The 23,488-nt window shown below is 66.2% G+C and carries 16 protein-coding genes and 1 other RNA gene; 9 read left to right on the top strand and 8 right to left on the bottom strand.

Translation table 11 applies throughout. The features are described from left to right. Positions 1-260: 260 nt before the first annotated feature. Together cysK and cobA are read right to left on the bottom strand one after the other, a co-directional pair. Positions 261-1,220, bottom strand: a complete 960-nt coding sequence (cysK, locus tag M3O59_RS15920; protein ID WP_064629376.1) for a cysteine synthase A — start codon at positions 1,218-1,220, stop codon at positions 261-263. A gap of 16 nt (positions 1,221-1,236) precedes the next feature. Then, positions 1,237-2,442: a uroporphyrinogen-III C-methyltransferase gene (cobA, locus tag M3O59_RS15915; protein ID WP_116905209.1), complete on the bottom strand. Its 1,206-nt coding sequence runs from the start codon at positions 2,440-2,442 to the stop codon at positions 1,237-1,239. Positions 2,443-2,607: 165 nt separating this feature from the next. On the opposite strand from cobA, the gene M3O59_RS15910 reads away from it, so the two are divergent. After that, the gene (locus tag M3O59_RS15910; RefSeq protein WP_047693097.1) at positions 2,608-3,591 is read left to right on the top strand and encodes a LysR family transcriptional regulator; all 984 of its coding nucleotides are present in this window, start codon (positions 2,608-2,610) and stop codon (positions 3,589-3,591) included. A gap of 10 nt (positions 3,592-3,601) precedes the next feature. After that, a complete protein-coding gene (locus M3O59_RS15905) occupies positions 3,602-3,883 on the top strand; it encodes a hypothetical protein (protein WP_064629374.1) in 282 nt (93 codons plus the stop codon). A gap of 956 nt (positions 3,884-4,839) precedes the next feature. Here the strand turns inward: M3O59_RS15905 and M3O59_RS15900 are convergent. Next, complete coding sequence (locus M3O59_RS15900) at positions 4,840-5,094, bottom strand: hypothetical protein (RefSeq protein WP_249046892.1); 255 nt, start codon at positions 5,092-5,094, stop codon at positions 4,840-4,842. 314 nt (positions 5,095-5,408) lie between these two features. Further along, positions 5,409-6,605 (bottom strand): sensor histidine kinase, encoded by a 1,197-nt coding sequence (locus tag M3O59_RS15895; RefSeq protein ID WP_116905208.1) that lies wholly within the window; start codon positions 6,603-6,605, stop codon positions 5,409-5,411. Positions 6,606-6,911: 306 nt separating this feature from the next. Here M3O59_RS15895 and M3O59_RS15890 point away from each other — a divergent pair, with 306 nt between their 5' ends. Next, positions 6,912-7,349: a DUF2946 family protein gene (locus M3O59_RS15890; RefSeq protein ID WP_116905207.1), complete on the top strand. Its 438-nt coding sequence runs from the start codon at positions 6,912-6,914 to the stop codon at positions 7,347-7,349. Positions 7,350-7,450: 101 nt separating this feature from the next. On the opposite strand, the gene M3O59_RS15885 is transcribed toward M3O59_RS15890, so the two are convergent. After that, positions 7,451-7,526: non-coding RNA, sX9 sRNA (locus M3O59_RS15885), on the bottom strand. A 162-nt stretch (positions 7,527-7,688) separates the two neighbouring features. Between M3O59_RS15885 and M3O59_RS15880 the strand changes: the two genes are divergently transcribed. Both M3O59_RS15880 and M3O59_RS15875 read left to right on the top strand, forming a co-directional pair. After that, entirely contained in the window at positions 7,689-9,692 is a 2,004-nt protein-coding gene (locus M3O59_RS15880) for a TonB-dependent receptor (RefSeq protein WP_249046899.1), read from the top strand. Then, positions 9,692-11,155: a PepSY-associated TM helix domain-containing protein gene (locus tag M3O59_RS15875; RefSeq protein ID WP_249045601.1), complete on the top strand. Its 1,464-nt coding sequence runs from the start codon at positions 9,692-9,694 to the stop codon at positions 11,153-11,155. The genes M3O59_RS15880 and M3O59_RS15875 overlap by 1 nt, the downstream gene beginning before the upstream one ends. Positions 11,156-11,288: 133 nt before the next feature. Here M3O59_RS15875 and M3O59_RS15870 read toward each other — a convergent pair whose 3' ends face one another. From M3O59_RS15870 to M3O59_RS15860, 3 genes are all read right to left on the bottom strand, one after another. Further along, positions 11,289-12,014: a phosphoadenylyl-sulfate reductase gene (locus tag M3O59_RS15870; protein WP_064629365.1), complete on the bottom strand. Its 726-nt coding sequence runs from the start codon at positions 12,012-12,014 to the stop codon at positions 11,289-11,291. Next, positions 12,011-13,717 carry an assimilatory sulfite reductase (NADPH) hemoprotein subunit gene (cysI, locus tag M3O59_RS15865; RefSeq protein WP_249046893.1) on the bottom strand — a complete coding sequence of 569 codons (1,707 nt, stop codon included), beginning with the start codon at positions 13,715-13,717 and terminating at the stop codon, positions 12,011-12,013. Before cysI ends, M3O59_RS15870 begins: the two co-directional genes overlap by 4 nt. 141 nt (positions 13,718-13,858) lie before the next feature. Beyond that, positions 13,859-15,706, bottom strand: coding sequence for an assimilatory sulfite reductase (NADPH) flavoprotein subunit (locus M3O59_RS15860; protein ID WP_116905203.1), 1,848 nt, complete (start codon positions 15,704-15,706; stop codon positions 13,859-13,861). Between the two features lie 178 nt (positions 15,707-15,884). Between M3O59_RS15860 and cysD the strand changes: the two genes are divergently transcribed. From cysD to M3O59_RS15840, 4 genes are all read left to right on the top strand, one after another. Further along, on the top strand, positions 15,885-16,793 hold the full coding sequence (gene cysD, locus M3O59_RS15855) for a sulfate adenylyltransferase subunit CysD (RefSeq protein ID WP_064629470.1): 909 nt from the start codon (positions 15,885-15,887) through the stop codon (positions 16,791-16,793). A 62-nt stretch (positions 16,794-16,855) separates the two neighbouring features. Then, complete coding sequence (gene cysN, locus M3O59_RS15850) at positions 16,856-18,769, top strand: sulfate adenylyltransferase subunit CysN (protein ID WP_249046900.1); 1,914 nt, start codon at positions 16,856-16,858, stop codon at positions 18,767-18,769. Positions 18,770-19,165: 396 nt separating this feature from the next. Then, entirely contained in the window at positions 19,166-20,236 is a 1,071-nt protein-coding gene (locus tag M3O59_RS15845) for an efflux RND transporter periplasmic adaptor subunit (protein ID WP_116905201.1), read from the top strand. Beyond that, positions 20,233-23,358, top strand: coding sequence for an efflux RND transporter permease subunit (locus M3O59_RS15840; protein ID WP_249046894.1), 3,126 nt, complete (start codon positions 20,233-20,235; stop codon positions 23,356-23,358). Before M3O59_RS15845 ends, M3O59_RS15840 begins: the two co-directional genes overlap by 4 nt. Positions 23,359-23,488 lie beyond the last annotated feature (130 nt).

Below are 23,488 nucleotides of genomic sequence, written 5' to 3'. Positions count from 1 at the left end.
GGCACTCGGTCCACCCCCAAGCCTGTGCGCTTCAACGCGCTTCCGGATGCGGTTCCGAATCGATACGACCATCCGCATCCAGGCGACAGCCTCGCTCCATCGGCAAGCCAAGCGATCGACCCAACGACCAGATCGTAGGCGTCGAGGCCTTTGCTCTTCCGGTTCCCCGGTCCCCGGTCCCCGGTTCCCGGTTCCCAGCGCCTTGAAAAAAGAAGGCCGCGCATCCGCACGGCCTCCGCATCGTCGCCCCTCGTGACCGCTCAGGGCAGGCCAGCCAGCCAGTCGTCGTCGGAGCCTTCGTTGATGTCGGCAAACAGCGGCGTAGAGAAGTAGCGTTCGCCGGTGTCGGGCACCATCGCCAGGATTACCGCGCCGGGCTCAGCACCCTCCGCCACGCGCAATGCAGTGGCGACGGTGGCGCCGCCGGAGATGCCGGTGAAGATGCCTTCTTCGGCGGCCAGGCGGCGCGCCACGGTGATGGCGTCGGTGTCTTCCACGCTCAGCACCTCATGGGCGACATCGCGGTTGAGTACCTCGGGCACGAAGTCCGGGGTCCAGCCCTGGATCTTGTGCGGCTTCCAGTCCTGGCCTTGCAGCAAGGCGGCGCCGGCCGGTTCGCTTGCGGTGATGCGCACGTCCGGGCGCGCCACGCGCAGGACTTCGCCCACGCCGGTCAGCGTTCCGCCGGTGCCCCAACCGGTGACGAAGTGGTCGAGCCGGTGGCCGGCGAAGTCGCGCAGGATTTCCGCGGCGGTGGTGTTGCGGTGGTAGGCCGGGTTGGCCGGGTTGGCGAACTGGCTGGCCAGAAACCAGCCGTGCTGTTCGGCCAGTTCCCTGGCCTTGCGCACCATGCCGCTGCCGCGCTCGGCGGCCGGGGTCAGGATGACCTTGGCGCCATAGGCGCGCATGAGCTTGCGGCGTTCGATGGAGAAGGTTTCCACCATGGTGGCGACGAACTTGTAGCCGCGCGCGGCCGCGACCATGGCCAGTGCCACGCCGGTGTTGCCGGAGGTGGCTTCGACGATGGTGTCGCCGGGCTTGAGCAGGCCGCGCTGTTCGGCATCCAGGATGATCGCCAGCGCCAGCCGGTCCTTGACCGAGCCGCCTGGATTGAACGATTCCACCTTGACGTACAAGGTCACGTGCTTGGGGGCGAGGCGATGGAGTTTGACCACCGGGGTGCGGCCGATGGTGTCGAGGATGTTGTCGTACAGGGCCATGGGGTCTCCGTCGGAATCAGGCTGCGTGGGCCAGTGTGGGCGTGTCGGGCGTTGCGATAGGTGAGTGCGGCAGTGTCGCGGTGCTGAGGGGCGCGCTGCCGAACCAGTGCAGCGTCTGCGCCAGCGACGCCACCTCGCCCAGGATCAGCAGCGCCGGTGCAGCCACGGCGTGCTGCCGCGCAGTGGAGGCCAGGCTGGCGAGCGTGCCGGTAATCACGCGTTGCTGCGGGCGCGAGCCGTTTTCGACCAGCGCAAACGGGGTGGACGCTGCGCGCCCGGCCTGCAGCAGCCGCTGCTGGATGGCGTCCAGGCCGGCCACGCCCATATAGAAGGCCAGCGTCTGGCGTTCCTGGCCGAGCGCGTGCCAATCCAGCGTGTCCAGCGAATCCTTGCAGTGCGCGGTGATCAGCCGCAGCGATTGCGCGTGGTCGCGATGGGTGAGCGGGATGCCGGCATATGCAGCGCAGGCGATGGCGGCGGTGATGCCGGGAATCACCTGAAAGCCGATGCCGTGCGCACGCAGAAATTCCAGCTCTTCGCCGCCGCGGCCGAACACGAACGAATCGCCGCCCTTCAGCCGTACCACGCGGCGCCCGGCGCGGGCGTGTTCGAGCATCAGTGCGTGAATCTGCTCCTGCCGGGTGCTGTGGCCTTGTGCGGACTTGCCCACTTCGATGAACCGCGCGCCGTGCCGCGCCAGGCGCAGGATCTGCGGGCTGACCAGGCGGTCGTGCAATACCACCTCGGCCTGACGCAGTGCCCGCAGCGCGTGCCGGGTGAGCAGGCCGGGATCGCCGGGGCCGGCGCCGACCAGACTCACACTGCCAGGCGCCAGCGCGCCGATTGCGCTGCGTGGCGCGGTGGAGCGCACAGGAATCGTGGTGGAAGCGGCAGGCGCCGCATCATGTGTGAGCAGCCGGTGGGCGCTCGCTGCATGGCGCAAGGCATCGTTGAGGGTTGCCGAGTCGCTGGCGGCGATGGCGAGCCACACCGGCTGATCGGGCAAGGCCAGCCATGCCGGGTCGAACCGCCCGGTCAACCAGCGCAGTTGCCCGGCCTGCGCCCAGCGCAGCAGCTGCGGGGTCAATTCGGGCGCGCCAACCAGCGGCAGCGCGCCGGCCTGCAGCAGCTGGGCGGTGGCACGTTCGGCATCGAGGCCGCCACCAACCACCAGGACGGCACGGCCACGCAGGTCGGCAAGGAGCGGGAACGCAGAGGTCACGGATCGGGGAGCATCAGGGGGCAGGGCCAGACCGTAACGCCGGCTTATAGCCGTCGGAAATGACTTCATACACCCTAAAAATAGCGTTCGGTTATAAGCTGGCCTACAGAACTCATCTACAGTCGAAGCCCTTGTAGCGCCTCGCGCTTTTTTGGATATAAGCCCATGACGCTGACCCAACTTCGCTATCTGGTGGCGATCGCCGATGCCGAGCTGAACATCACGCTGGCGGCGGCGCGCGTGCACGCAACCCAGCCCGGTCTGTCCAAGCAGCTCAAGCAGCTGGAGGACGAACTGGGCTTTTTGTTGTTCGTGCGCAAGGGGCGCAGCCTGGATGCGGTGACGCCGGCCGGGGTGGAGGTGATCGAGCGCGCGCGCGCGGTGCTGTCGGAGGCCAACAACATCCGTACGTATGCGGCCAACCAGCGCCGCGAAAGCCAGGGCCAGCTGACCCTGACCACCACCCACACCCAGGCGCGCTTCGTGTTGCCGCCAGCGGTAGCGCAGATCAAGCACGCCTACCCGCAGGTGAGCGTGCATCTGCAGCAGGCGGCCGAAAGCGCGGCGCTGGATCTGCTCAGCCAGGGCGATGCGGATATTGCGGTGGTCAGTACCGCCGGTGGCGAGCCGAGTGCCGGCATTGCGGTGCCGCTGTACCGCTGGCGGCGGCTGGTGGTGGTGCCGCGCGGGCATGCGCTGGACAACCCGCGCACGGCGCCGGACATGCAGGCGTTGTCCGAGCATCCGCTGATCAGTTACGAGTCGTCCACGCGGCCGGGCTCGTCGCTGCAGCGGGCGTTTGCGCAGGTGGGGCTGGAGCCGAGCATCGCATTGACTGCGCTGGATGCCGACCTGATCAAGACCTATGTGCGCGCCGGGCTGGGTGTGGGCCTGGTGGCGGAAATGGCAGTCAACGCCTTCGATGAAGATCTGCGCGCCTGGCCGGCGCCTGCGCCAATTGCCGAGTGCATCGCCTGGGCGGTGCTGCCGCGCGACCGCGTGCTGCGCGACTACGCACTGGACCTGGTGCACGTGCTGGCGCCGCAGATCGACAAGCGCGATCTGCGCCGCGTGCTGGACGGCAATCAGGCGCCCAACTGGCCGCTGCCGCCGACCTGGGAATCGCTGACCCAGACGATCACCAGTTGAGCGGCGTGCGATGACCGAGCCACTGCGTCCCGCATTGAGCAGACTGTGGTCGTCCGAGCCGGACGGCGGCATGTCGCTGCAACTGTCTGCCAGCATCGAGGGACACGAGCACGCGCTGCTGACCGTGTTGGCCGACCCGCATGACGAGGCGTTATGGGTGGCGTTGCAGGTAGGCGACACGCATGTGCAGATTCCGCTGGAGATCCTGCGCAAGGCGCTGGACGTTGCCGCCGAGGATGTGCATTCGGCACAGTGGTTCGCACGCCAGGATGCAGATGCGTCCGAGTTGTGAGCGCGCACTTTAAATTTGCTGACAACCGTAGCGGGCAGTCGGTAGCTGGCTATCCAACTGTCTGCTGCGCTGATTCGTTCTTCAATGAAGCCACCAGTCAACTATCTGGTGCGGTGTCCTCACCGATAGCGGGACCGTTGGCGGCATGGATGCCGCCAACGAGCCCCCATGGACGGGTTAACGGCGTGTCCCGCGAGCGGTGAGGGCACCGCGCGCTCGACGTCTTTGCGTTTGCTGCAGGGCCCTTGCCCGCCCACCATCGCAGGACACGCCGTGAATCCGTCCCTGGAGGCGCTGGCGCGGCATCCATGCCGCTCAAGGTCCCGCGACGGTGAGCGTGCAAGGACCAATGGAGATGGTCGGTGCGCATAGTCTTCAACAAGCGATTAGCTAACTTGCGACGCGATGTACTCGCTCTTCAACGAACCACCAGCCAACTGTCTGGTGCGGTGTCCTTACCGATTGCGGGACCGTTGGCGGCATGGATGCCGCCACCGAGCCCCCATGGACGGGTTAACGGCGTGTCCCGCGAGCGGTGAGGGCACCGCGCACTCGACGTCTTTGCCTTTGCTGCAGGGCCCTTGCACGCCCACCATCGCAGGACACGCCGTGAATCCGTCCCTGGAGGCGCTGGCGCGGCATCCATGCTGCTCAAGGTCCTGCGACGGTGAGCGTGCAATGACCAGTCGCGATGGTCGGTGCGCACGGCTTCCAATAAAAAGCGGGCAAACACTCTGACGCGATGATTTCGTTCTTCAACGAAGTCACCAACCAACTGTCTAGCGCGGTGTCCTTACCGATTGCGGGACCGTTGGCGGCATGGATGCCGCCATCGAGCCCCCATGGATGGGTTAACGGCGTGTCCCGCGAGCGGTGAGGGCACCGCGCCCTCGACCAACTCAGCGTGTTCTGACTGTATCCACCAGGCGCGACCGACAAAACCACGCGCTCACTTTTCAAGCGAGCGCTAGATACGTCTTGTCAGCTGCTTTAAAACTTTTCCGGTCGTGTTCGCTGTGACGCATGTGCTGCACTGCAGCGCAGCGATCCCGGGAAAATCCCAACAGGATCAATGCGATGCGCCCGCGCTTGGCTGTGCCGCAGTGCGTGGTGTCGGTGATTTTCCCTACCCCTGTCAGGGACGCGCAGTTGGCGTCGGCACGGCGCATCAAGTTGCGCGCCGCGTTGTCGAAAACCCCTATAGCAATCATGAAGCGACACTCTCGGACGTCTAGGGGTGGACGGCGCAGAGCCGGCGATGCAGGTGATCGCATCGCCGGTGTGTTTCGCGGTGTCGTCGAAGGGTTGCTAGCGCTGTCGCATCACTGTTGCGCGAGGCTGCGCACAGAGCGGCTGGCGCACCCGGGTCCCTGGGGAGAGGCCTGGCGTGTCTGGCGGCGGATCCGGGTCGGGAGCCCGGGTCCGCTTTTTTTTGGGTTGTGCTCTGCGCGGCGACGCATCTTTTGAAAGCCAGCCCCTGGGCTGCAGCCGCAGATTGCCGGAACACCTTGCGCACTACAGACCGTCAGGCCAACGGAATCCGCACCGAGAAACAGGTGCCGCCTTCCGGGCGTGGGCGCACGTCCACTTCGCATCCCAATGTCTCGGCCGTGCGGTGCACGATCCACAACCCGATGCCCAGACCGTCGCTGCGCGGGTCGGCCTGACGGAATGCCTGAAACACCTGCTCGGGTTGTTCCAGATTCAGGCCGATGCCGCTGTCGATGATTTCCACCACCGCAAAACCGGGGCGACGGCGGACGCCGACCAGCACGCGGCCGCGTTCGGTGTACTTGATGGCATTGCCGACCAGGTTGCCGATCAAGGTCGTCAGCAAGGTGGGGTGGCTGCGCACACGCAGCGAGGTAGGCACATGGCGCAACGCCAGGCACTTGTCGATGGCCTGCTGCCGCCACACGCCGAGCACCGAGTGCAGCACGTCTTCCAGCTGCAGCGGCTGCAGGTCCGGCATGGCAGCCTTGCTCGCGGCCGCCAGCGTGGCCAGCTCATCCAGGCTGCGACCGACCAGGCTGATCGCATCGCGCGCAGTCACCAGGGTCGGGATGGAATCGACATTGGCGTGCCGGCGCATCTTGTCGATAGCGTAGGCGGCGGTGCGCAGTGGGGTCTTGAGATCGTGCCCGGCGATGGCCATCAGGCGGCTGCGATAACGGTCGGACTCTTCGGCGAGCAACAGCGCGCGGCGCAGTTCCAGCTGCGCCATGGTCTGGCGTGCCAGCGCACGCAATGCTTCGACCTGCTCGTCGGTCAGCTGACGCGGTTGCCGGTCGAGGACGCAGACCGTGCCCAGCGGCAGCCCATCGGGCGTCTTCAACAAGGCGCCCGCGTAGAAGTACAGCGGCGCTTCGCCGGTGACCAGCGGGTTGCGTGCAAAGCGGATATCTTCGCGCGTGTCTGGCACCACCAGCACGTCGTTGTCCAGCAGCGCATGCGCGCACATCGACTTGAACAGCGGGGTTTCGCGCTCGCCCATCCCAAGCTCGCTCTTGAACCACTGGCGGTCGGCATCGACCAGGCTGATCAGCGCGATCGGGGTCTGGCAGATGATCGAAGCGAGCCGGGTGATGTCTTCGAACGCAGCTTCACGCGGCGTGTCGAGCACGCCGTAGCTGCGTAGCGCCTGAAGACGCAGCCCTTCGCTGGGCGGCTTGGGTGCGCAGGGAAGTGGTTCGGCCGCTGGATCGGACAGGACGGTGCTCATGCGCGCAGGGGAAAGAGTGGTAAGCAGCAAGCATAGGGCATGCCAGAGCCCGACACGTGTCTGCTGTCACGGACGCGCGGCGAAAGTGTGATTGCCGACCTGGACGAAGGCTTGCAGGTGATGCTGGTGTGATGGCGGTGGGCATGGCAGCGCGGAGTCGAATCGCGCGGCACTGCTGCCGTCGGGGTCTGGTACGTGTCCAGACAAGTAGTGACGGCTGCCGCACGGTCAACCAGGTGCGACATCTGGTCGCGCGCCGGGGCGGGGGCATCGCTCCCGGTCACGTGGCGGCTTACACTTCACGGCATGCTACGCTCGTTCCGCCACTATCGATTGTTGCCCCTGCTTGCCTGTCTTGCGGTGGTGCTGATGTTGGTGGCTCCGCTGATCAGCCGCTGGAGCCAGACGCACTCGACCGAGCCGATGTGCACGAGCGTCCCGGCACTGTCTGCGGATAGCTCGCTGCAGGCCGGTCATCAACTCCAGCCGCCAGGCGCGGCGGCGCATCGACACCATGGCGACCCGTTAGCGTCTCAGCAGGCCGGCACCCACGACGCGGCGACGCATGGTGAGGCCTGCGACTACTGCGTACTGGCCGCGCGTTTGCTGCCATTGCTGGTCGTGGCGTTGCTGTGCCTGCTGCAGCTGCGGGCAACGCCTGCTCCGGCGCACATGCAGGCCGGTGCAGGCTCGTCCCTGCGGTGGTCTGCGCTCGGTGCACGCGGGCCGCCGCGGCACGCATAAGGGTTGCCCCTGTGCGGGCGTCCATGCAGGTGTATTTGGTGCGCGCCCGGGTTTCGGCGTCACTGCCGGGCACTGCGGACGACTCGCTTCCGATCAAGAGCGGCTAACAAACGTAGCGAGCAGTCGTCGGGTGGGTGCGGACGGCGCGTTCAGAACAGAGGTATACGCGTGGTACGTGCCGATTCCGAGCACCGGCCGCGCCCGCCTGGCGGCTGCGCAGCAGCGTTGTTAGTCGCATCTAAGTGATGCCGATGCGCGCCATGGATGTGGCAGCGCACGGCTGTATGGCCGTGCTGCCACGGCAAAGGGTTAGTCATGCGTCTGCGGATGTTGAAAACGATGTGGTATGCGCCGTCGTTGGCGCTGGTGTGGGGGACTGCATGCACGGTGCAGGCGCAGGATTCGGCATTGACGCTGGGCAAGGTGCAGGTGAGCGAACACGCGCAGCGCAGCCCGAGCACCGCGCGCGTGCTGAGCTCGGTGGATGTGATCGGCGGCGAGCTGCTGCACGATCAGCATGTGGACTACAGCTGGGAACTGCTGATGCGCGCGCCCGGTGTCCAGGTCACCCAGTTCCGCATGGGCACCGATGCCGGGCGTTTTTCGTTCCGGGGATTCAATGGCGAGGGGCGGATCAATGCGGTCAAGCTGCTGATCGACGGTATCCCCAGCAACGACAACGCCGGCGGTATGCCGTATCTGGATGCGGTGTTTCCGCAGGACATCAGCGCCATCGAGATCGTGCGCGGCACCAACGACGCGCGCTACGGGTTGAACGCGATTGCCGGCAGCGTGGATGTGCTGACCCGCACCGGCGGCAACGACGGCCGCTTGAGCGTGACGGCCGGCAGCTTCGGTGCGCGCGAGGTGCAACTGGGTAAAGGATTCGAACACGGCGCCTGGAGCCAGAACTATGTGCTGGCCTGGCGCGACTCCGATGGGTATCGGGACCATGCCGATGCGCGCAAACGCAGTGTGGCCGGCAAGTGGTTCTACACCGACCCGGATGGCGCCTTCCGTGCCGGGCTCACCACGCGCTACTACGACAACCACGCGCTGGAGTCGGGGTATCTGGATGCGGCCAGCGCGCGTGCGGCGCCGCGCAGTTCGCCGGCCTACGCACAGGACGATCGCAGCGAGCGCCGTGTGCGCCAGACGGCGTTGCATGCCGATGGCACGCTGGGCGCCGATGCGCAATGGAGCGCCAAGGCCTACCAGAACGACTACCGCAATCAGCGCTGGGTACGGTTTTCCGCCGCTGGTCTGCAGCAGGAACGCGATACCGATGAAACCCATCGCGGCGTGCTGCTACGCGGAAATTGGCAGCCGGGCTGGGGCGTGTGGAACGCGGCGCTGGAAGCTGGGGTGGATGCGCAGTGGCAGGACAACCAGTCGCAGCGCTACCGGACTGTCGCACGCGTGCGCGGCGCGCAACTGCGCAACTGGAATTACGACCTGCGCACCCGCGGTGCCTATGTGCAGGCCGTGCTGAACCCGGTCGACCGTTTGCAATTGGTGCCGGGATATCGCATCGATCGGGTCGATGGCACGTTGCACGACATGCTTACCGGTATCTCCGCGCCGACCTACGACTACGGCACCATCAAGCAGCCCAAGTTCAGCGCCAGCTATCGTGTGGGCGAGCAGAGCAGCGTGTACGCCAACTGGGGACGTACCTTCCAGATCGGCAGCGGCGATGGTGCTTACCGTCGCCAGCCAGGCAACCTTGGGCCATCGACCAACGATGGCTGGGAAGCCGGTTTCAAATTCGCGCCGTCGGCGATTCTGGATGGGCGCCTGGCGTACTGGGAGCAACGCGCGTCCGGTGAGGTTGCGACCATTCTGGGTGTGAACGGGGTGGCGGGTGTCGGCGATGTGGCCAATGTCGGCCGGACGCTGCGGCGCGGCTGGGATGCACAACTGAACCTGCAGCCTGCCGAGCATTGGCGTGCGTGGATGTCGTATTCGCGGCAAAAGGCCAGCATCGCCACGCCCGATCCCAGCGCGCCGGCAACGCGCGGCAAGGAGATCGAAAACGTGCCGAACTGGCTGGCCACCGCCGGGCTGGAGTGGCAGGTGAGTGCAGCGGTGCAGCTCAGCGCCTGGGGCAATGCACAGGGCGATTATTACCTGGAGCGCAGCAATACCCTGGGCCGCACCGGCGGCTATGCCTTGCTCAATTTTGGCGCGCGCTGGAACGTGGATGCGCGCAACGCGATCAACCTGCAGCTGCGCAATGTGACTGATCGTGCGTATGTGTATGCCTGGTACGACAGCGGCAGCTCGGGCTACTCGCCGGGCGATGGGCGTGCGTTGTCGCTGTCATGGGACTGGAGTTTCTGATGCAGGCAAGCAGTGCCCGGGGCGGTGTACGCAAGGCACGCCAGGACAGCCGTTGGCGCTTCTATCGCGCGGCGTGGCGCTGGCATTTTTATGCCGGGCTGCTGGTGCTGCCTTTCATCATCTGGCTGGCGGTGACCGGGGCTGCGTTCTTGTATCAGGACGCGATCGATCGCAGTGTGCACCATGATCTGAAGGTGGTTGCGGTGGGGGCTGCGCGCATGCCTGCACAGCAATTGGTTGCTGCTGCACAAGGTCGCTACGGCGGTAGCTTGTTCGTATACACCACGCCAAAACGCGCCAATGCCAGTGCCGAAGTTGGGCTGGTGGATATGCGTGGCGTGCGGCGGGTGGTGTATGTCGATCCATATCGTGCACATGTGTTGGGCGCCTTGCCGGAGCACGGTACGCTGAGTTGGACGATCCGCCGGCTGCACAGCCTGGCGTTGGTCGGGCCGTTTGCGCGTGGGTTGATCGAAATGGCCGCTGGCTGGGCGATCGTGCTGGTGCTCACCGGTGTGTATCTGTGGTGGCCGCGGGGGCGACATGGCGGCGTGGTCAGTGTGCGTGGCAAACCGAAGCAGCGGTTGTTCTGGCGTGACCTGCATGCGGTGACCGGTGCAGGGGTCGGTGCGATCCTGTTGTTTCTGGCGCTGACCGGCATGCCGTGGTCGTGGCTGTGGGGCGCGCAGGTCAATCGCTGGGCCAACGGGCATGATTTCGGCTATCCCGCCGGGCTGCGCGTGCAGCAGCCGATGTCGCAGCAGCGGCTCACCGACAGTGGTGACACTGCGTGGTCGTTGCGACAGGCGCGTGTGCCGGAATCGGTGTTGCCTGAGCAAGGATCCGCCGGACTGGGCAAGGGGGTGCAACACGCGCACTCGACTGATGGCGAGCACGCAGCTCACGGCGGCGCGGGCAGTGTTGCCACGCCCGGGCACGGGGCGATCGGGTTGGATGCGGCGATGGCGCGCTTCGACGCACGCGGCATCGTGCCGGGTTACAGCGTGGCGCTACCACGGGGTGCCACTGGCGTGTACACCGCCTCGGTGTATCCGGCCGATCTGCAGCGGCAGCGGGTGATCCATCTGGATCAGTACAGCGGTGCGGTACTGCTGGACATGCGTTATCGCGACTACGGGCCGTTGGCCAAGCTGCTGGAGTGGGGCATCAATGTGCACCTGGGGCAGCAGTACGGCACTGCCAACCAGCTGATCCTGCTGGCTGCCTGCATCGCGATCGTGTTGTTATGCGTCAGCGCGGCGGTGATGTGGTGGAAGCGTCGCCCGAGCGGTGGGCTGGGCGTGCCGCCGTTGCCGGCCGATCCACGCACGCTGCGCGGCTTGATGGTGCTGCTGGTGCTGTGCGGGCTGATCTTCCCGTTGGTCGGGCTGTCGTTACTACTGATGTGGCTGTTCGATCGTTACTGGATGCAGCGTGTTCACACACGTTTTCCGGCGCCATGAGGAGTGCCGCGTCACTGTCTTCGTGCTGTTGATTCGCTCGGGCAGGAACGCACTCGCGTGAGGTGTCCACCGGGAAGCGTCGAGGCGTCTTCGCGCCTGCAACCTGCAGAACGAAGGTCGCAGTGCGCGGTGCTCAGATGTCTTCGTGGATGCCGCACTCGCGCTTCAGGCCGAAGAAGCGGGTGTCTTCTTCGCGCATGCCCGGTTCCCAGCGACGCGTGGTGTGGAAGTCGCCGATGGACACGTAACCCTGTTCCCACAAGGGGTGATACGGCAGGTCGTGCGCCTGCAGGTATTGCCACACGTCGCGGTCGGTCCAGTCGGCGATCGGGCTGACCTTGTAGCGCTCGCCGCGCTTCTGCACGATCGGCGTCTGCGCGCGGCCGCCGGACTGGCTACGGCGCAGGCCGGTGAACCAGGTGCCCACGTTGAGTTCGTCCAGGGCGCGGCGCATCGGTTCGACCTTGCGCAGGTTGTTGTATTGCTCGATGCCCACCATGCCTTGTTCCCACAAGCGGCCGTGGCGCGCTTCCATCCAGGCGCGGCTGACCAGCGGGCGATATACCTTGAGATTGAGTTTGAGCCGCTCGGTCAAGGCATCGGCGAAGCGATAGGTTTCCGGGAACAGGTAGCCGGTATCGATCAGGATGACGGGAATGTCAGGGCGCTGCTGGCTGAGCAGATGCAGCGTGACCGCCGACTGCGCGCCGAAGCTGGACGACAGCGCCGCCTCCTGCGGGCCGTGTTGCAGCGCCCAGGCCACGCGCTCGTCGGCGCGCAGGCCTTCCAGTTGCACGTTGAGCGTGTCCAGATCGTCCAACGCCGTAGATGTATTCGATGCGGCAGGCAGCGCGGTCATGCGAGCAATTCCAGGTCGAGGCGACGGTGCGTGGGGTAGGGCGGCAGGGCGATCAGGCCGGCGCGATGCAGGAAATCGCCGAAGCCTTCGTCGTTGGCCTGGTCGCGTTCGGCGGCGTAGCGCGCCAGCAGGGGGTCCAGTGCGGCCAGGATCTGCGCTTCGGTGATGTTTTCGCGGTACAGCGTGTTGAGGCGCTGGCCGCGGCGGTCGCCACCCAGCATCAGGTTGTAGCGGCCGGGGGCCTTGCCCACCAGCGCAATCTCGGCCAGATACGGCCGCGAGCAGCCGTTGGGGCAACCGGATAGGCGCAGCACGATCGGCGTTTCGGCCAACCCATGGAGTTGCAGCAGCGGCAGCAGCGCCGCGCTGAAATCGGGCAGATAGCGCTCGGCCTCGGCCATCGCCAGGCCGCAGGTGGGTAGCGCCACGCAGGCCATTGCGCCGCGCGCCAGCGCACTGGCGGCGTGGTTGCCTGCATCCAGTGCGTACTGCGCCACCAACGCGTCGACACGTGCGCGCTCGGTGGCCGGCACGCCGGCGATCACCAGATTCTGGTTGGGCGTCATGCGGAATTCGCCAACGTTCAATTGCGCAATCGCCCGCAGCCCGCTCAGATGCGCTGCCGTTTCGGTATCGGCGATGCGCCCGGCCGGCAGCGACAGGGTCAGGTGCCACAGCCCGTCTTCGCCTTCGACCCAGCCATAGCGGTCGCCGTTGTGGTCGAACGCGAACCGCTGCGCCGGCTGCAGCGCAAAGCCGGCGCGCCGCGTGATTTCGGCCACGATGGTGTCCAGACCGTGATCGTCGATGGTGTACTTGAAGCGCGCACGCTTGCGCACCGCACGGTTGCCGAGGTCCCGTTGTGTGGTGACCACTGCGGTTGCGATATCGAGCAATTGATCGCGGGTCACAAAGCCAATCACGTTGGCCACGCGCGGCCAGGTCTCGGCGTCGCCGTGCGAGGCGCCCATGCCGCCGCCGATGCTCACGTTATAGCCCAGCAACTGCCCATCGCGCAGGATGGCGATAAAGCCCAGGTCGTTGGCGAACACGTCCACATCGTTGAGCGGCGGCGCGGCGAAACCGATCTTGAATTTGCGCGGCAGATAGCGGTCGCCATAGATCGGCTCGTCCTCGCTGCCGGAGCCGGAGACACGCTCTTCGTCCAGCCAGATTTCGTAATACGCCCGTGTATTGGGCAATAGATGCTCGGACACGCGCGCCGCGTCGGCGTATAGCGTGGCATGCGCCTGCGACAACAACGGGTTCGCCGCCACCTGCACGTTGCGGTTGACATCGCCGCAGGCCGCCAGCGTATCGATCAAGGTGGCATTGATCGCCTGCATGGTCGCCTTGAGTTCGCGCTTGATCACGCCATGGAACTGGAATGCCTGACGCGTGGTGATGCGCAGCGAATGATTGGCATACCGGGTGGCGATGCCATCCAGTGCCAGCCATTGCGTTGGGGAAATCACTCCGCCCGGCGTGCGCGTGCGGATCATGAACTGATACGCCGGCTCGAGCTTCTGCCGCCGGCGCTCCTCGCGAATGTCGCGGTCGTCCTGCTGGTAGCTGCCGTGGTACTTGATCAGGGTCTGATCGTCCTCACGCAATGCACCGGTCACCGCATCGGCCAGGCTCTGTTCCAGCGAGCCACGCAGGCGGCGACTTTCGGATTTGATGTCTTCGACGGAGTGGGTCATGGGAGGTGGCTGGAGATGAAGGGGCTGTTGGGGCGGGACCCGGGGCCGGGGACCGGTGACCCGTAAAAGCGGGAACTGCCGCACCGGCTCCGGCTCTTGCTTTTACCGGGTCCCCGTTCCCGGGTCCCGGGTCCCGACACCTCAATAAACATCCCGCGCATACCGCCCCTCCACTTGCAGCTGGGTGAGATACGCGCTGGCGGCTTCGGTATCGATGGCGCCGTGGGTGGCGACGATGTTCACCAGCGCTGAGTGAACGTCCTTGCCCATGCCGGTGGCGCCGCACACGTACACATGCGCGCCGCCTTGCAGCCAGGCATAGACCTCGGCGCCGCGCGCGCGCAGGCGATGCTGGACATAGAGTTTTTCGGCCTGGTCGCGCGAGAACGCCAGGTCCAGCGCGTGCAGTTCACCGCGTTGCAGGGCCTGCTGCCATTCGGCCTGATACAGGAAATCGGTATTGAAATGCTGGGCACCGAAGAACAGCCAGTTGCGGCCCCTGGCGCCGGTTTCGGCACGTTCCTGCACGAAGCCGCGGAACGGCGCCACGCCGGTGCCGGGACCGATCATCAGGATGTCGCGGTCGGTATCGGCAGGCACGCGGAAACGCGCATTCGGTTCGATGTAGACCGGGGCGGTGTCGCCTTCGGCCAGCCCGGCCAGGAAGCCGCTGGCCGCGCCCTGGTGGGCGTGGCCGTGTGCGAAATAGGTGAGCTCGTCCACCACCAGATGCACTTCCTCGCCGACGCGCTTGCGGCTTGAGGCGATGGAGTACAGCCGTGGGGTGAGCGGACGCAGCGCGGCCAGCAGGCCGGCGTGGTCCCAATCCGCCGGCCAGCGGCGCAGCACGTCGATCACTTGATGATCGGCGAGCAACGACGCCAGGCCGGCAGTCTGGGTGGGGGCGAGCAACGCTTGCAGGTCCTGTGCGTCTGCGCGTTCGGCATGGGCGGCAAGAAACGGCCGCGAGAGTTTGGTGAGTTCGCGGCGGGTGGCGAGCCATGCGCTCAACGCCAGCGTCTCTTCGCCGACGGTGACGGCGGCATCGCCGTCCAGCTGCAGCGTCTGCAGCAGTGCCTCCACCAGTGCAGGCGGGTTGCGATGCCGGATGCCCAGCGCATCGCCCGGCTCATAGCTCAGGCCACTGCCTTCCAGCGAAAATTCCAGATGCCGCACGCGCTTGCCCGGTAACGCATAGACCCGGAAGCCCGGCCCCTTGAAATCGCGCCCGCTGATGATCTGGTTGGACAACAGCTCGGCGGCGAATGGCTGTTGATGCGACCACGCCGGCGTGGCCGGGCTGTTGCGCAGGGGGGTGACCGTGGCCGAATGCGGGCCGCTCCTGAGTTGCTCGCGGGCATGCTTGAGCGCTTGTGTGCGCCAGGGCACGGCAATGCTGTCGATGTCCAGATCGGCTTCGCCGCGCGGCTGCACGCGGCTGCCGCCGAGTTCGGCCAGGCGCTCGTCGATGCGCCGGGCCATGCCGCAGAAATCCGCGTAGCTGGAATCGCCCAGCCCCAGCACCGCGTACTTGAGCTCGGGCAGCTTGGGGGCGCGACGGCCGGCCAGGAACTCCACCAGGCCGATCGCATCGTCCGGCGGGTCGCCTTCGCCCTGGGTGCTGATCACCACGTACAGCAGCCGCTCGCTGGCCAACTCGCGGGTGGGGTAGGCGTCGGCCCGCAGCAGGCGCACGCTCAGGCCCGCGGCTTCGGCATCGGCGGCCAGGTGCTCGGCCTCGCGGCGGGCATTGCCGGTCTGGCTGCCGTACAGCACGGTCAGGCGTTGGCCTTCCTGGGCGATGGCCTGCGCTTGCCCGCCCGGCAACACTGCCAGCGAGCGCGGCGGATGGCCCTGCGCCAGCCCGGCGGTGTAGCCGGACAGCCACCACAGCGCCGCGGCATCCAGGCCGTCGACCAACCGGTCCAGCAGCGCCTTGCGCTCGTCGGGCAAGGGGCTGGGCGGTAGCGCGGAACTGGCGGCGGTCATTCGGATCCGGGGCTTTGATGAGAGGGACGATGTTAGGGAGGCGTTGCAGCGACCAGAAAGGAGCAGCCGTTATCGCGTTATGCCGGCTGCTTATTTCGGGCAGGCATACCGGCGGCACACACTGCAGCGCCTTGCCCTACCATCGGTTGGTCTGCCCGCCGATGCCCACGACATCCCGATGACCCTGCCGCCGCTGTCCCATCTCGACCGGCTCGAAGCCGAAAGCATCCACATCCTGCGCGAAGTCGCCGCCGAGTTCCGGGCCCCGGTGATGCTGTACTCGGTGGGCAAGGACAGCTCGGTGCTGCTGCATCTGCTGCTCAAGGCATTTGCGCCGTCGCCGCCGCCGATCCCGCTGCTGCACGTGGACACGCGCTGGAAGTTCGGCGAGATGATCGCCTTCCGCGACCGCCGCGCCGCCGAAACCGGCGTGGACCTGCGCGTGCACATCAACCCCGACGGCATCGCGCAGGACATCGGGCCGATCAGCCATGGCGCTGCCGTGCATACCGACATCATGAAAACCCAGGGCCTGAAGCAGGCGCTGGAGCAGGGCGGCTTCGATGCGGCGATTGGCGGGGCGCGCCGCGATGAAGAAAAGTCGCGTGCCAAGGAGCGCGTGTTTTCGTTCCGCAATGCGCGCCATCGCTGGGACCCGAAGAACCAGCGCCCGGAGCTGTGGAATCTCTACAACGCGCGCACCAAACCGGGCGAAAGCGTGCGTGTGTTTCCGCTCTCCAACTGGACCGAGCTGGACATCTGGCTGTACATCTACCGCGAACGGATACCGGTGGTGCCGTTGTACTTCGCCGCGCCGCGCCCGGTGGTGGAGCGCGATGGCGCCTGGATCATGGTCGACGACGCGCGCCTGCCGCTGCACGCCGGCGAAACCCCGCAACTGCGCTCGGTGCGCTTTCGCACGCTGGGCTGCTACCCGTTGACCGGTGCGATCGAATCGACTGCAGATACGCTGGAAGCGGTGATTGCCGAAATGCTGGTCAGCACCAGCTCCGAACGCCAGGGCCGCATGATCGACCACGCACCGGGCGCATCGATGGAACAGAAAAAGCTTGAGGGGTATTTTTGATGAGCCGGGATTCGGGAGTCGGGATTGGGGATTCGCAAGAGCTGTTTGCGGCGAGCGGAACGGTGGAAGGGGGCGCTTTTGCGAATCCCCAATCCCCACTCCCCAATCCCGGCACCATCGCTGCCTACCTCCAGCAACACGAATCCAAACCGCTGCTGCGCTTCATCACCTGCGGCAGCGTGGACGATGGCAAGAGCACGTTGATCGGGCGGTTGCTGTACGACAGCAAGCGCTTGTTCGACGATCAGCTTGCCGCGCTGGAACGCGACAGCCGGCGGCATGGCACGCAGGGCGAGGGCATCGATTACGCCTTGCTGATGGACGGGCTGGCGGCCGAGCGCGAGCAGGGCATCACCATCGATGTGGCGTATCGCTATTTCGATACCGACCGGCGCAAGTTCATCGTGGCCGATTGCCCCGGGCATGAGCAGTACACGCGCAACATGGCCACCGGCGCATCCACCGCCGATGTGGCGGTGGTGCTGGTGGACGCGCGCAAGGGCCTGCTGGCGCAGACCCGCAGGCACAGCTACATCGTGTCCTTGCTGGGCATCCGGCATGTGGTACTGGCGGTCAACAAGATGGACCTGGTGGGCTACGACGCGCAGGTGTTCGCGGACATTGCCGAAGGCTATCGGGTGCTGGCCGCGCAGCTGGGCATTGCCGATGTGCAGTGCATCCCGCTATCGGCGCTGGCTGGCGAAAATCTGTCCAGCGCCTCGACGCGGATGCCGTGGTACCAGGGCCCGCATCTGTTGCAGCATCTGGAAACCGTGCAGCTGCAACCACCGGAAGCCGGTAGCGGCCTGCGGCTGCCGGTGCAGTGGGTCAATCGCGCCAATTCGCAGTTTCGCGGCTATGCGGGCACGATTGCTGCCGGCCAGGTGCATGTGGGCGATACGGTGGTGGTGGTGCCGTCCGGGCGCCGCACGCAGGTGGCGAGCGTGCTCGATGCCAACGGGGAGGTGGACAGCGCACGCGCCGGGCAGGCGGTGACGTTGACCTTGCGCGATGAGATCGACATCAGCCGTGGCGACATCATCGCCGCCATCGACGACCCGCCTGAAGTGGCCGACCAGTTTGCCGCGCATCTGCTGTGGATGGACGATGCTGCGCTGCTGCCCGGGCGCCCGTACTGGCTCAAGATCGGCACCCGCACGGTCACCGTGAGCATCAGCGAGATCAAGCACAAGGTCGATGTGAACACGCAGGAGCGGCTGGCCGCCAAGCGGCTGGAGCTCAACGAGGTGGGCTACTGCAATCTTGCGCTGGACGAGCCCATCGCGTTCTCGCCGTACGCGTGCAACCGCGTGCTGGGCGGCTTCATCCTGATCGACCGGCAGAGCAATGCCACGGTGGCCGCCGGCACGCTGGAGTTCGCGCTACGCCGCGCCGGCAACGTGCACTGGCAACATCTGGATGTGGACCGCAGCGCACGTGCGCGCATCAAGGGGCAGACCCCGCGCGTGCTGTGGTTCACCGGCTTGTCGGGCGCGGGCAAATCCACCGTCGCCAATCTGGTCGACAAGCGCCTGCACGCCCTGGGCTATCACACCTTCATCCTGGATGGCGATAACGTGCGCCACGGGCTCAACCGCGATCTGGGCTTTACCGACGAAGACCGCGTGGAGAACATCCGCCGGGTGGCCGAAGTGGCGCGGCTGATGGCCGACGCCGGGCTGATCGTGCTGGTGAGTTTCATCTCGCCATTCCGCGCCGAGCGGCAACTGGCGCGCGAGCGCTTCGATCAGGGCGAGTTCGTCGAGGTGTTCGTGGACGTGCCGCTGGCCGTTGCCGAGGCGCGCGACGTGAAGGGGCTGTACCGCAAGGCCCGCGCCGGGCAGATTCCCAATTTCACCGGGATCGACTCGCCATACGAGGCGCCCGAAACGCCGGAGATCCATCTTCACGCCGATGGTGAGAATGTAGAGGCGCTGGCGCGCCACGTGCTCGAGTTTTTGGGGCTGGAACGCTGAGAGCAGCTGACAAACGACTGCGCGGCCGTCAGGCAGGCGGCCGATGTTCGGAAGCGGCGTGTATGTGCACACGCCAGTCCGTGCGCCGGCCACAGCAGGCTAACGACTGCGCGCGACCTTTGTCAGTTGCCCTGAAGAGCGTCGCTACGACATTGCAGGCGGTCGTCAGACGAGCGTGGCAGGTGTGCACAACGGCGGTGTATGAATCCATACATGCAGCCGCTGTGCACCGGCCGCGCCGGGCTGGCAGGTGCGCAGCGAGGTCATGGTCGCGCTGGCCAGCGCATCGCGCCGAAGACGGCAAGGGTCTTTGGTCATGGTGCAAAGCGCGCCCTTTCTGTCAACGCATGGCGGCCAGGTCGGTAAACTTTCGACGTACCCCGCCAGGATGTTCTGATGCTTGTTCTGCCCAGCGCGCGCAGCTGCGCCGCGCTCTTGTTGGTCGCCGTCCTGGCCGGTTGCAGCCGTCAGGCCAGCACGCCAGCCGCTGCCAAACCCATTCCGGTCTCTGTGCAGGCGGTAGCCACCCAACCCTGGAACTCGACCGTGCAGTCGATCGCCACCGTGCGCGCGCGCGAATCGGTGGCGCTCACCGCTGCGGTGAGCGATGTGGTGGAGCAGGTGTATTTCGACAGCGGCGACCAGGTCAAGGCCGGGCAATTGCTGCTGCGTCTGCGCGGCAATTCGCAACAGGCGGCCTTGACCGCCGCCCAGGCCACCTTCGAAGAAACCGACCAGTTGTATCGCCGACAGTTGAGCCTGGTTGGTCAGCAGCTGGTGGCCAAATCCACGGTGGATACGCAGCGCGCGCTGCGCGATGCGGCGCAGGCGCGGGTGCAGCAGATGCGCGCGGAAATCACCGACCGCGAAGTGCGCGCGCCATTCGCAGGCGTGCTCGGCATCCGCCAGATCAGCCCGGGCTCGTTGATCACCTCGAGCACCGTGATCGCCACGCTGGACGATGTGGCGCGTATGTACGTGGACTTCCAGGTGCCGGAATCGCAGTTCGGCCTGGTCCAGGTTGGCAACGCAGTCAGCGGCAGCGCGGCGGCGTATCCGGGTGCGCAGTTCAAGGGCGAGGTGTCCACCATCGATTCGCGCATCGACGAGACCACCCGCTCGGTGACGGTACGCGCGGATTTCCCCAATGACGATCGCCGGCTGCGCCCGGGCATGCTGCTGGATGTGCGGCTGTTCCAGCCGGCACGGCAGGCGGTGGTGATCCCGGAAATTGCGGTGGTGCAGGTGGGGCGCGAGTCGTACGTGTTCCGGGTCAAGCCCGACAGCAGCGTGGAGCGTGCCGATGTGCGGCTGGGCGAGCGCCGCGAGGGCAAGGTGGAAATTCTCGAAGGCGTCAAGGCCGGTGAGCGCATCGTGGTGGATGGCACCGGCAAGCTGCGCCCGGGCTTGAAGGTGGTCGACCAGGCCGCACCCGCGTCGGCGCGCCCGCAGGCCGCCGCACAATGAAACTCTCCGACCTGTCCATTACCCGCCCGGTGATGGCGGTAGTGATGAGCCTGTTGCTGATCGTGCTGGGGGTGATGTCGTTCACCCGTCTCACCCTGCGCGAGTTGCCGGCGATCGACCCGCCCATCGTCTCGGTGGATGTGGAATACACCGGTGCTTCGGCCGCGGTGGTGGAAAGCCGTATCACCCAGGTGCTGGAAGACGCGCTGGCCGGCATCGAGGGCATCGAGACCATCGAGGCGCGCAGCCGCAATGGCTCCTCCGACATCAGCATCGAGTTCGTGCCGTCGCGCGATGTGGAAGCGGCCGCCAACGACGTGCGCGATGCGGTGAGCCGCGTCTCCGACCGCATGCCAGACCAGGCGCGTCCGCCGGAAATTTCCAAGGTCGAAGCCGATGCCGACCCCATCCTGTGGCTCAACATGAGCTCCAGCACGATGGACACGCTGCAGCTGTCCGACTACGCCGAGCGCTACGTGGTGGATCGTTTTTCCAGCCTGGATGGCGTGGCGCAGGTGCGTATCGGCGGACGCCAGCGCTATGCGATGCGCATCTGGCTGGACCGCGACCAACTGGCTGCACGCGATCTCACCGTGGCCGATGTGGAAGCGGCGCTGCAGAACGAAAATGTGGAGTTGCCGGCCGGCAGCATCGAATCGGCGCAACGCGATTTCACCTTGCGCGTGGAGCGCAGTTACCTCAAGCCCGAAGACTTCGCCAAATTGCCGTTGAACAAGGGCGAGGGTGGCTACGTGGTGCGGCTGGGAGACGTGGCCAGGGTGGAACTGAGTTCGGCCGAGCGGCGCGCGTATTTCCAGAGCAACGGCGTGCCCAACGTCGGCCTGGGCATCGTGCGCAACTCCACCGCCAACGCGCTGGACGTGGCACGCGAAGCGCGCTCGCAGGCCAAAGAAGTGCAGAAGTCGCTGCCGCGGGGCACCAACATCTTCGTCGCCTTCGACACCACCACCTTCATCGACGCGGCGGTGGAGCGCGTGTATCACACGCTGGTGGAAGCGGTGGTGCTGGTGCTGGTGGTGATCTGGGTGTTTCTGGGCAGCGCGCGCGCGGCATTGATTCCCGCGGTGACCGTGCCGGTGTGTCTGATCGCCGCGTTCATTGCGCTGTACGCCTTCGATTTTTCGATCAACCTGCTCACCCTGCTGGCGTTGGTGCTGTGTATCGGCTTGGTGGTGGACGACGCCATCGTGGTGGTGGAAAACATCCAGCGCCGCATCGACCTGGGCGAGCCGCCGCTGGTGGCGGCCAAGCGCGGTACCGGGCAGGTGGCGTTTGCGGTGATTGCGACCACGGCCGTGCTGGTGGCGGTGTTTTTGCCGGTCGGTTTCCTGGAAGGCAATACCGGGCGGCTGTTCCGCGAGTTGGCGGTGGCGCTGGCGGCGGCGGTGGCGATTTCGGCCTTCGTGGCACTGACGCTGACGCCGATGATGTCGTCCAAGCTGCTGCGCTCGCACGGGCGGGCCAGACCGAATCGATTCCATCGCTGGTTCGATAGGCGCATGCAGGCGGTGTCCGGTGCGTATGGGCGCTCGCTGGAGCGGCACGTGCACCGCACCTGGATCTTCGCGCTGCTGATGCTGTTGGCGCTTGGCGCCAGCGCATGGCTGATGAGCCGCATTCCTTCCGAACTGGCGCCGGCCGAAGACCGCGGCAACTTCCAGATCATGATCGATGGCCCGGAGGGCGCCGGCTTCGATTACACGGTGGGGCAGATGCATCAGGTGGAAGACATCCTGCGCCCCTACGTGGGCCCGGACAAACCCATCGTACGCGCCAACCCGCGCGTGCCCGGCGGCTTCGGCAGCAGCGAGGAAATGCACACCGGCCGCGTCAGCGTGTTCCTGCAGGACTGGGAGCAACGCACCCGCCCGACCACCGAAGTGGCCGATGAACTGCAACAAAAGCTCAGCGTGCTCAGCGGCGTGCGTGCGCGCACGCAGGTCAGCGGCGGGCTGGTGCGCAGCCGCGGCCAGCCGTTCCAGCTGGTGCTCGGTGGCCCGGACTATGCGGAAATCGCGCAGTGGCGCGACCGCATCCTGCAGCGCATGGAATCCAACCCCGGCCTGGTCGGCCCGGATTCGGACTACAAGGAAACCCGTCCGCAGATGCGCGTCAACATCGACCGCCTGCGCGCGGCCGATCTGGGTGTGCCGGTGACGGCTATCGGTGGCGCGCTGGAGGCGCTGATGGGCTCGCGCCGCGTCACCACCTTCGTCGACAACGGCGAGGAATACGATGTGATGCTGCAGGCCGGGCGCGAGGGCCGCATGTCGCCGGAAGATCTCACCGCCATCCGCGTGCGCTCCACCCGCGGCGAGCTGATTCCGCTTTCGAATCTGGTGACCTTGAGCGAAGTGGCCGAAGCAGGCACCTTGAACCGCTTCAATCGCCTGCGTGCGATCACCATCACCGCAGGCCTGGCGCCGGGCTATCCGCTGGGCGAGGCCATCGCCTGGGCGCGGCAGGCCGCGCAGGAAGAACTGCCCGAGTATGCGCAGGTGGACTGGAAGGGCGAATCGCGCGAGTACCAACAATCCGGCAGTGCGGTCTTGCTGACCTTCGGCATGGCCTTGCTGGTGGTGTACCTGGTTTTGGCCGCGCAGTTCGAAAGTTTCGCGCATCCATTGGTGATCATGCTCACCGTGCCGCTAGCGGTGCTGGGCGCACTGGTAGGCCTGTGGCTGACCGGGGGGACGCTCAATCTGTTCAGCCAGATCGGCATCGTGATGCTGGTGGGCCTGGCAGCCAAGAACGGCATCCTGATCGTGGAATTCGCCAACCAGCTGCGCGACGAAGGGCGCAGCGTGCATGCGGCCATCGTCGAATCGGCATCGGTGCGTTTGCGCCCGATCCTGATGACCTCGATCGCCACCGTGGTCGGTGCGATTCCGCTGGTGGTGGCTGGCGGGCCCGGCTCGGCCAGCCGCGCCACCATCGGTGTGGTGGTGATCTTCGGTGTCTCGCTGTCCACCTTGTTGTCGTTGTACGTGGTGCCGGCGTTCTACAGTTTGATCGCGCCCTTTACCAAGTCGCCCGAAGCGGTGGCGCGCGAGCTGGAAACCCTGGAGGCGCAGACGCCTTCGGTGGGTGGGCATGCCTGAGTGATGCCGGCAGCGGTACGCTGCTGCCGCGCACTTTCTGCGCCACGTGCGTGAGCCGCGCTATGACGAAAGTCACATGACAGTCATGCCCGGCTATGGTCGACTTCGGTGGTTACCGTGACCGGAATTG

It is taken from the genome of Xanthomonas nasturtii, assembly GCF_023337365.3.
In the GTDB taxonomy this organism is placed as follows: Bacteria; Pseudomonadota; Gammaproteobacteria; order Xanthomonadales; family Xanthomonadaceae; genus Xanthomonas; species Xanthomonas nasturtii.
Note: the sequence above shows the minus strand (reverse complement) of the source record. Positions and strands in the feature narration are given on the sequence as shown.

Bases quoted from the DNA above. Each gene is read 5' to 3' on its own strand.
- M3O59_RS15845 (WP_116905201.1), top strand. From the start codon at position 19,166: ATGCTTGTTCTGCCCAGCGCGCGCAGCTGCGCCGCGCTCTTGTTGGTC.
- M3O59_RS15875 (WP_249045601.1), top strand. From the start codon at position 9,692: ATGCAGGCAAGCAGTGCCCGGGGCGGTGTACGCAAGGCACGCCAGGAC.
- M3O59_RS15870 (WP_064629365.1), bottom strand. From the start codon at position 12,014: ATGACCGCGCTGCCTGCCGCATCGAATACATCTACGGCGTTGGACGAT.
- M3O59_RS15890 (WP_116905207.1), top strand. From the start codon at position 6,912: ATGCTACGCTCGTTCCGCCACTATCGATTGTTGCCCCTGCTTGCCTGT.
- cysD (WP_064629470.1), top strand. From the start codon at position 15,885: ATGACCCTGCCGCCGCTGTCCCATCTCGACCGGCTCGAAGCCGAAAGC.
- M3O59_RS15895 (WP_116905208.1), bottom strand. From the start codon at position 6,605: ATGAGCACCGTCCTGTCCGATCCAGCGGCCGAACCACTTCCCTGCGCA.
- cysK (WP_064629376.1), bottom strand. From the start codon at position 1,220: ATGGCCCTGTACGACAACATCCTCGACACCATCGGCCGCACCCCGGTG.
- M3O59_RS15840 (WP_249046894.1), top strand. From the start codon at position 20,233: ATGAAACTCTCCGACCTGTCCATTACCCGCCCGGTGATGGCGGTAGTG.
- cysI (WP_249046893.1), bottom strand. From the start codon at position 13,717: ATGACCCACTCCGTCGAAGACATCAAATCCGAAAGTCGCCGCCTGCGT.
- M3O59_RS15900 (WP_249046892.1), bottom strand. From the start codon at position 5,094: ATGATTGCTATAGGGGTTTTCGACAACGCGGCGCGCAACTTGATGCGC.
- M3O59_RS15905 (WP_064629374.1), top strand. From the start codon at position 3,602: ATGACCGAGCCACTGCGTCCCGCATTGAGCAGACTGTGGTCGTCCGAG.
- M3O59_RS15880 (WP_249046899.1), top strand. From the start codon at position 7,689: ATGTGGTATGCGCCGTCGTTGGCGCTGGTGTGGGGGACTGCATGCACG.
- M3O59_RS15910 (WP_047693097.1), top strand. From the start codon at position 2,608: ATGACGCTGACCCAACTTCGCTATCTGGTGGCGATCGCCGATGCCGAG.
- M3O59_RS15860 (WP_116905203.1), bottom strand. From the start codon at position 15,706: ATGACCGCCGCCAGTTCCGCGCTACCGCCCAGCCCCTTGCCCGACGAG.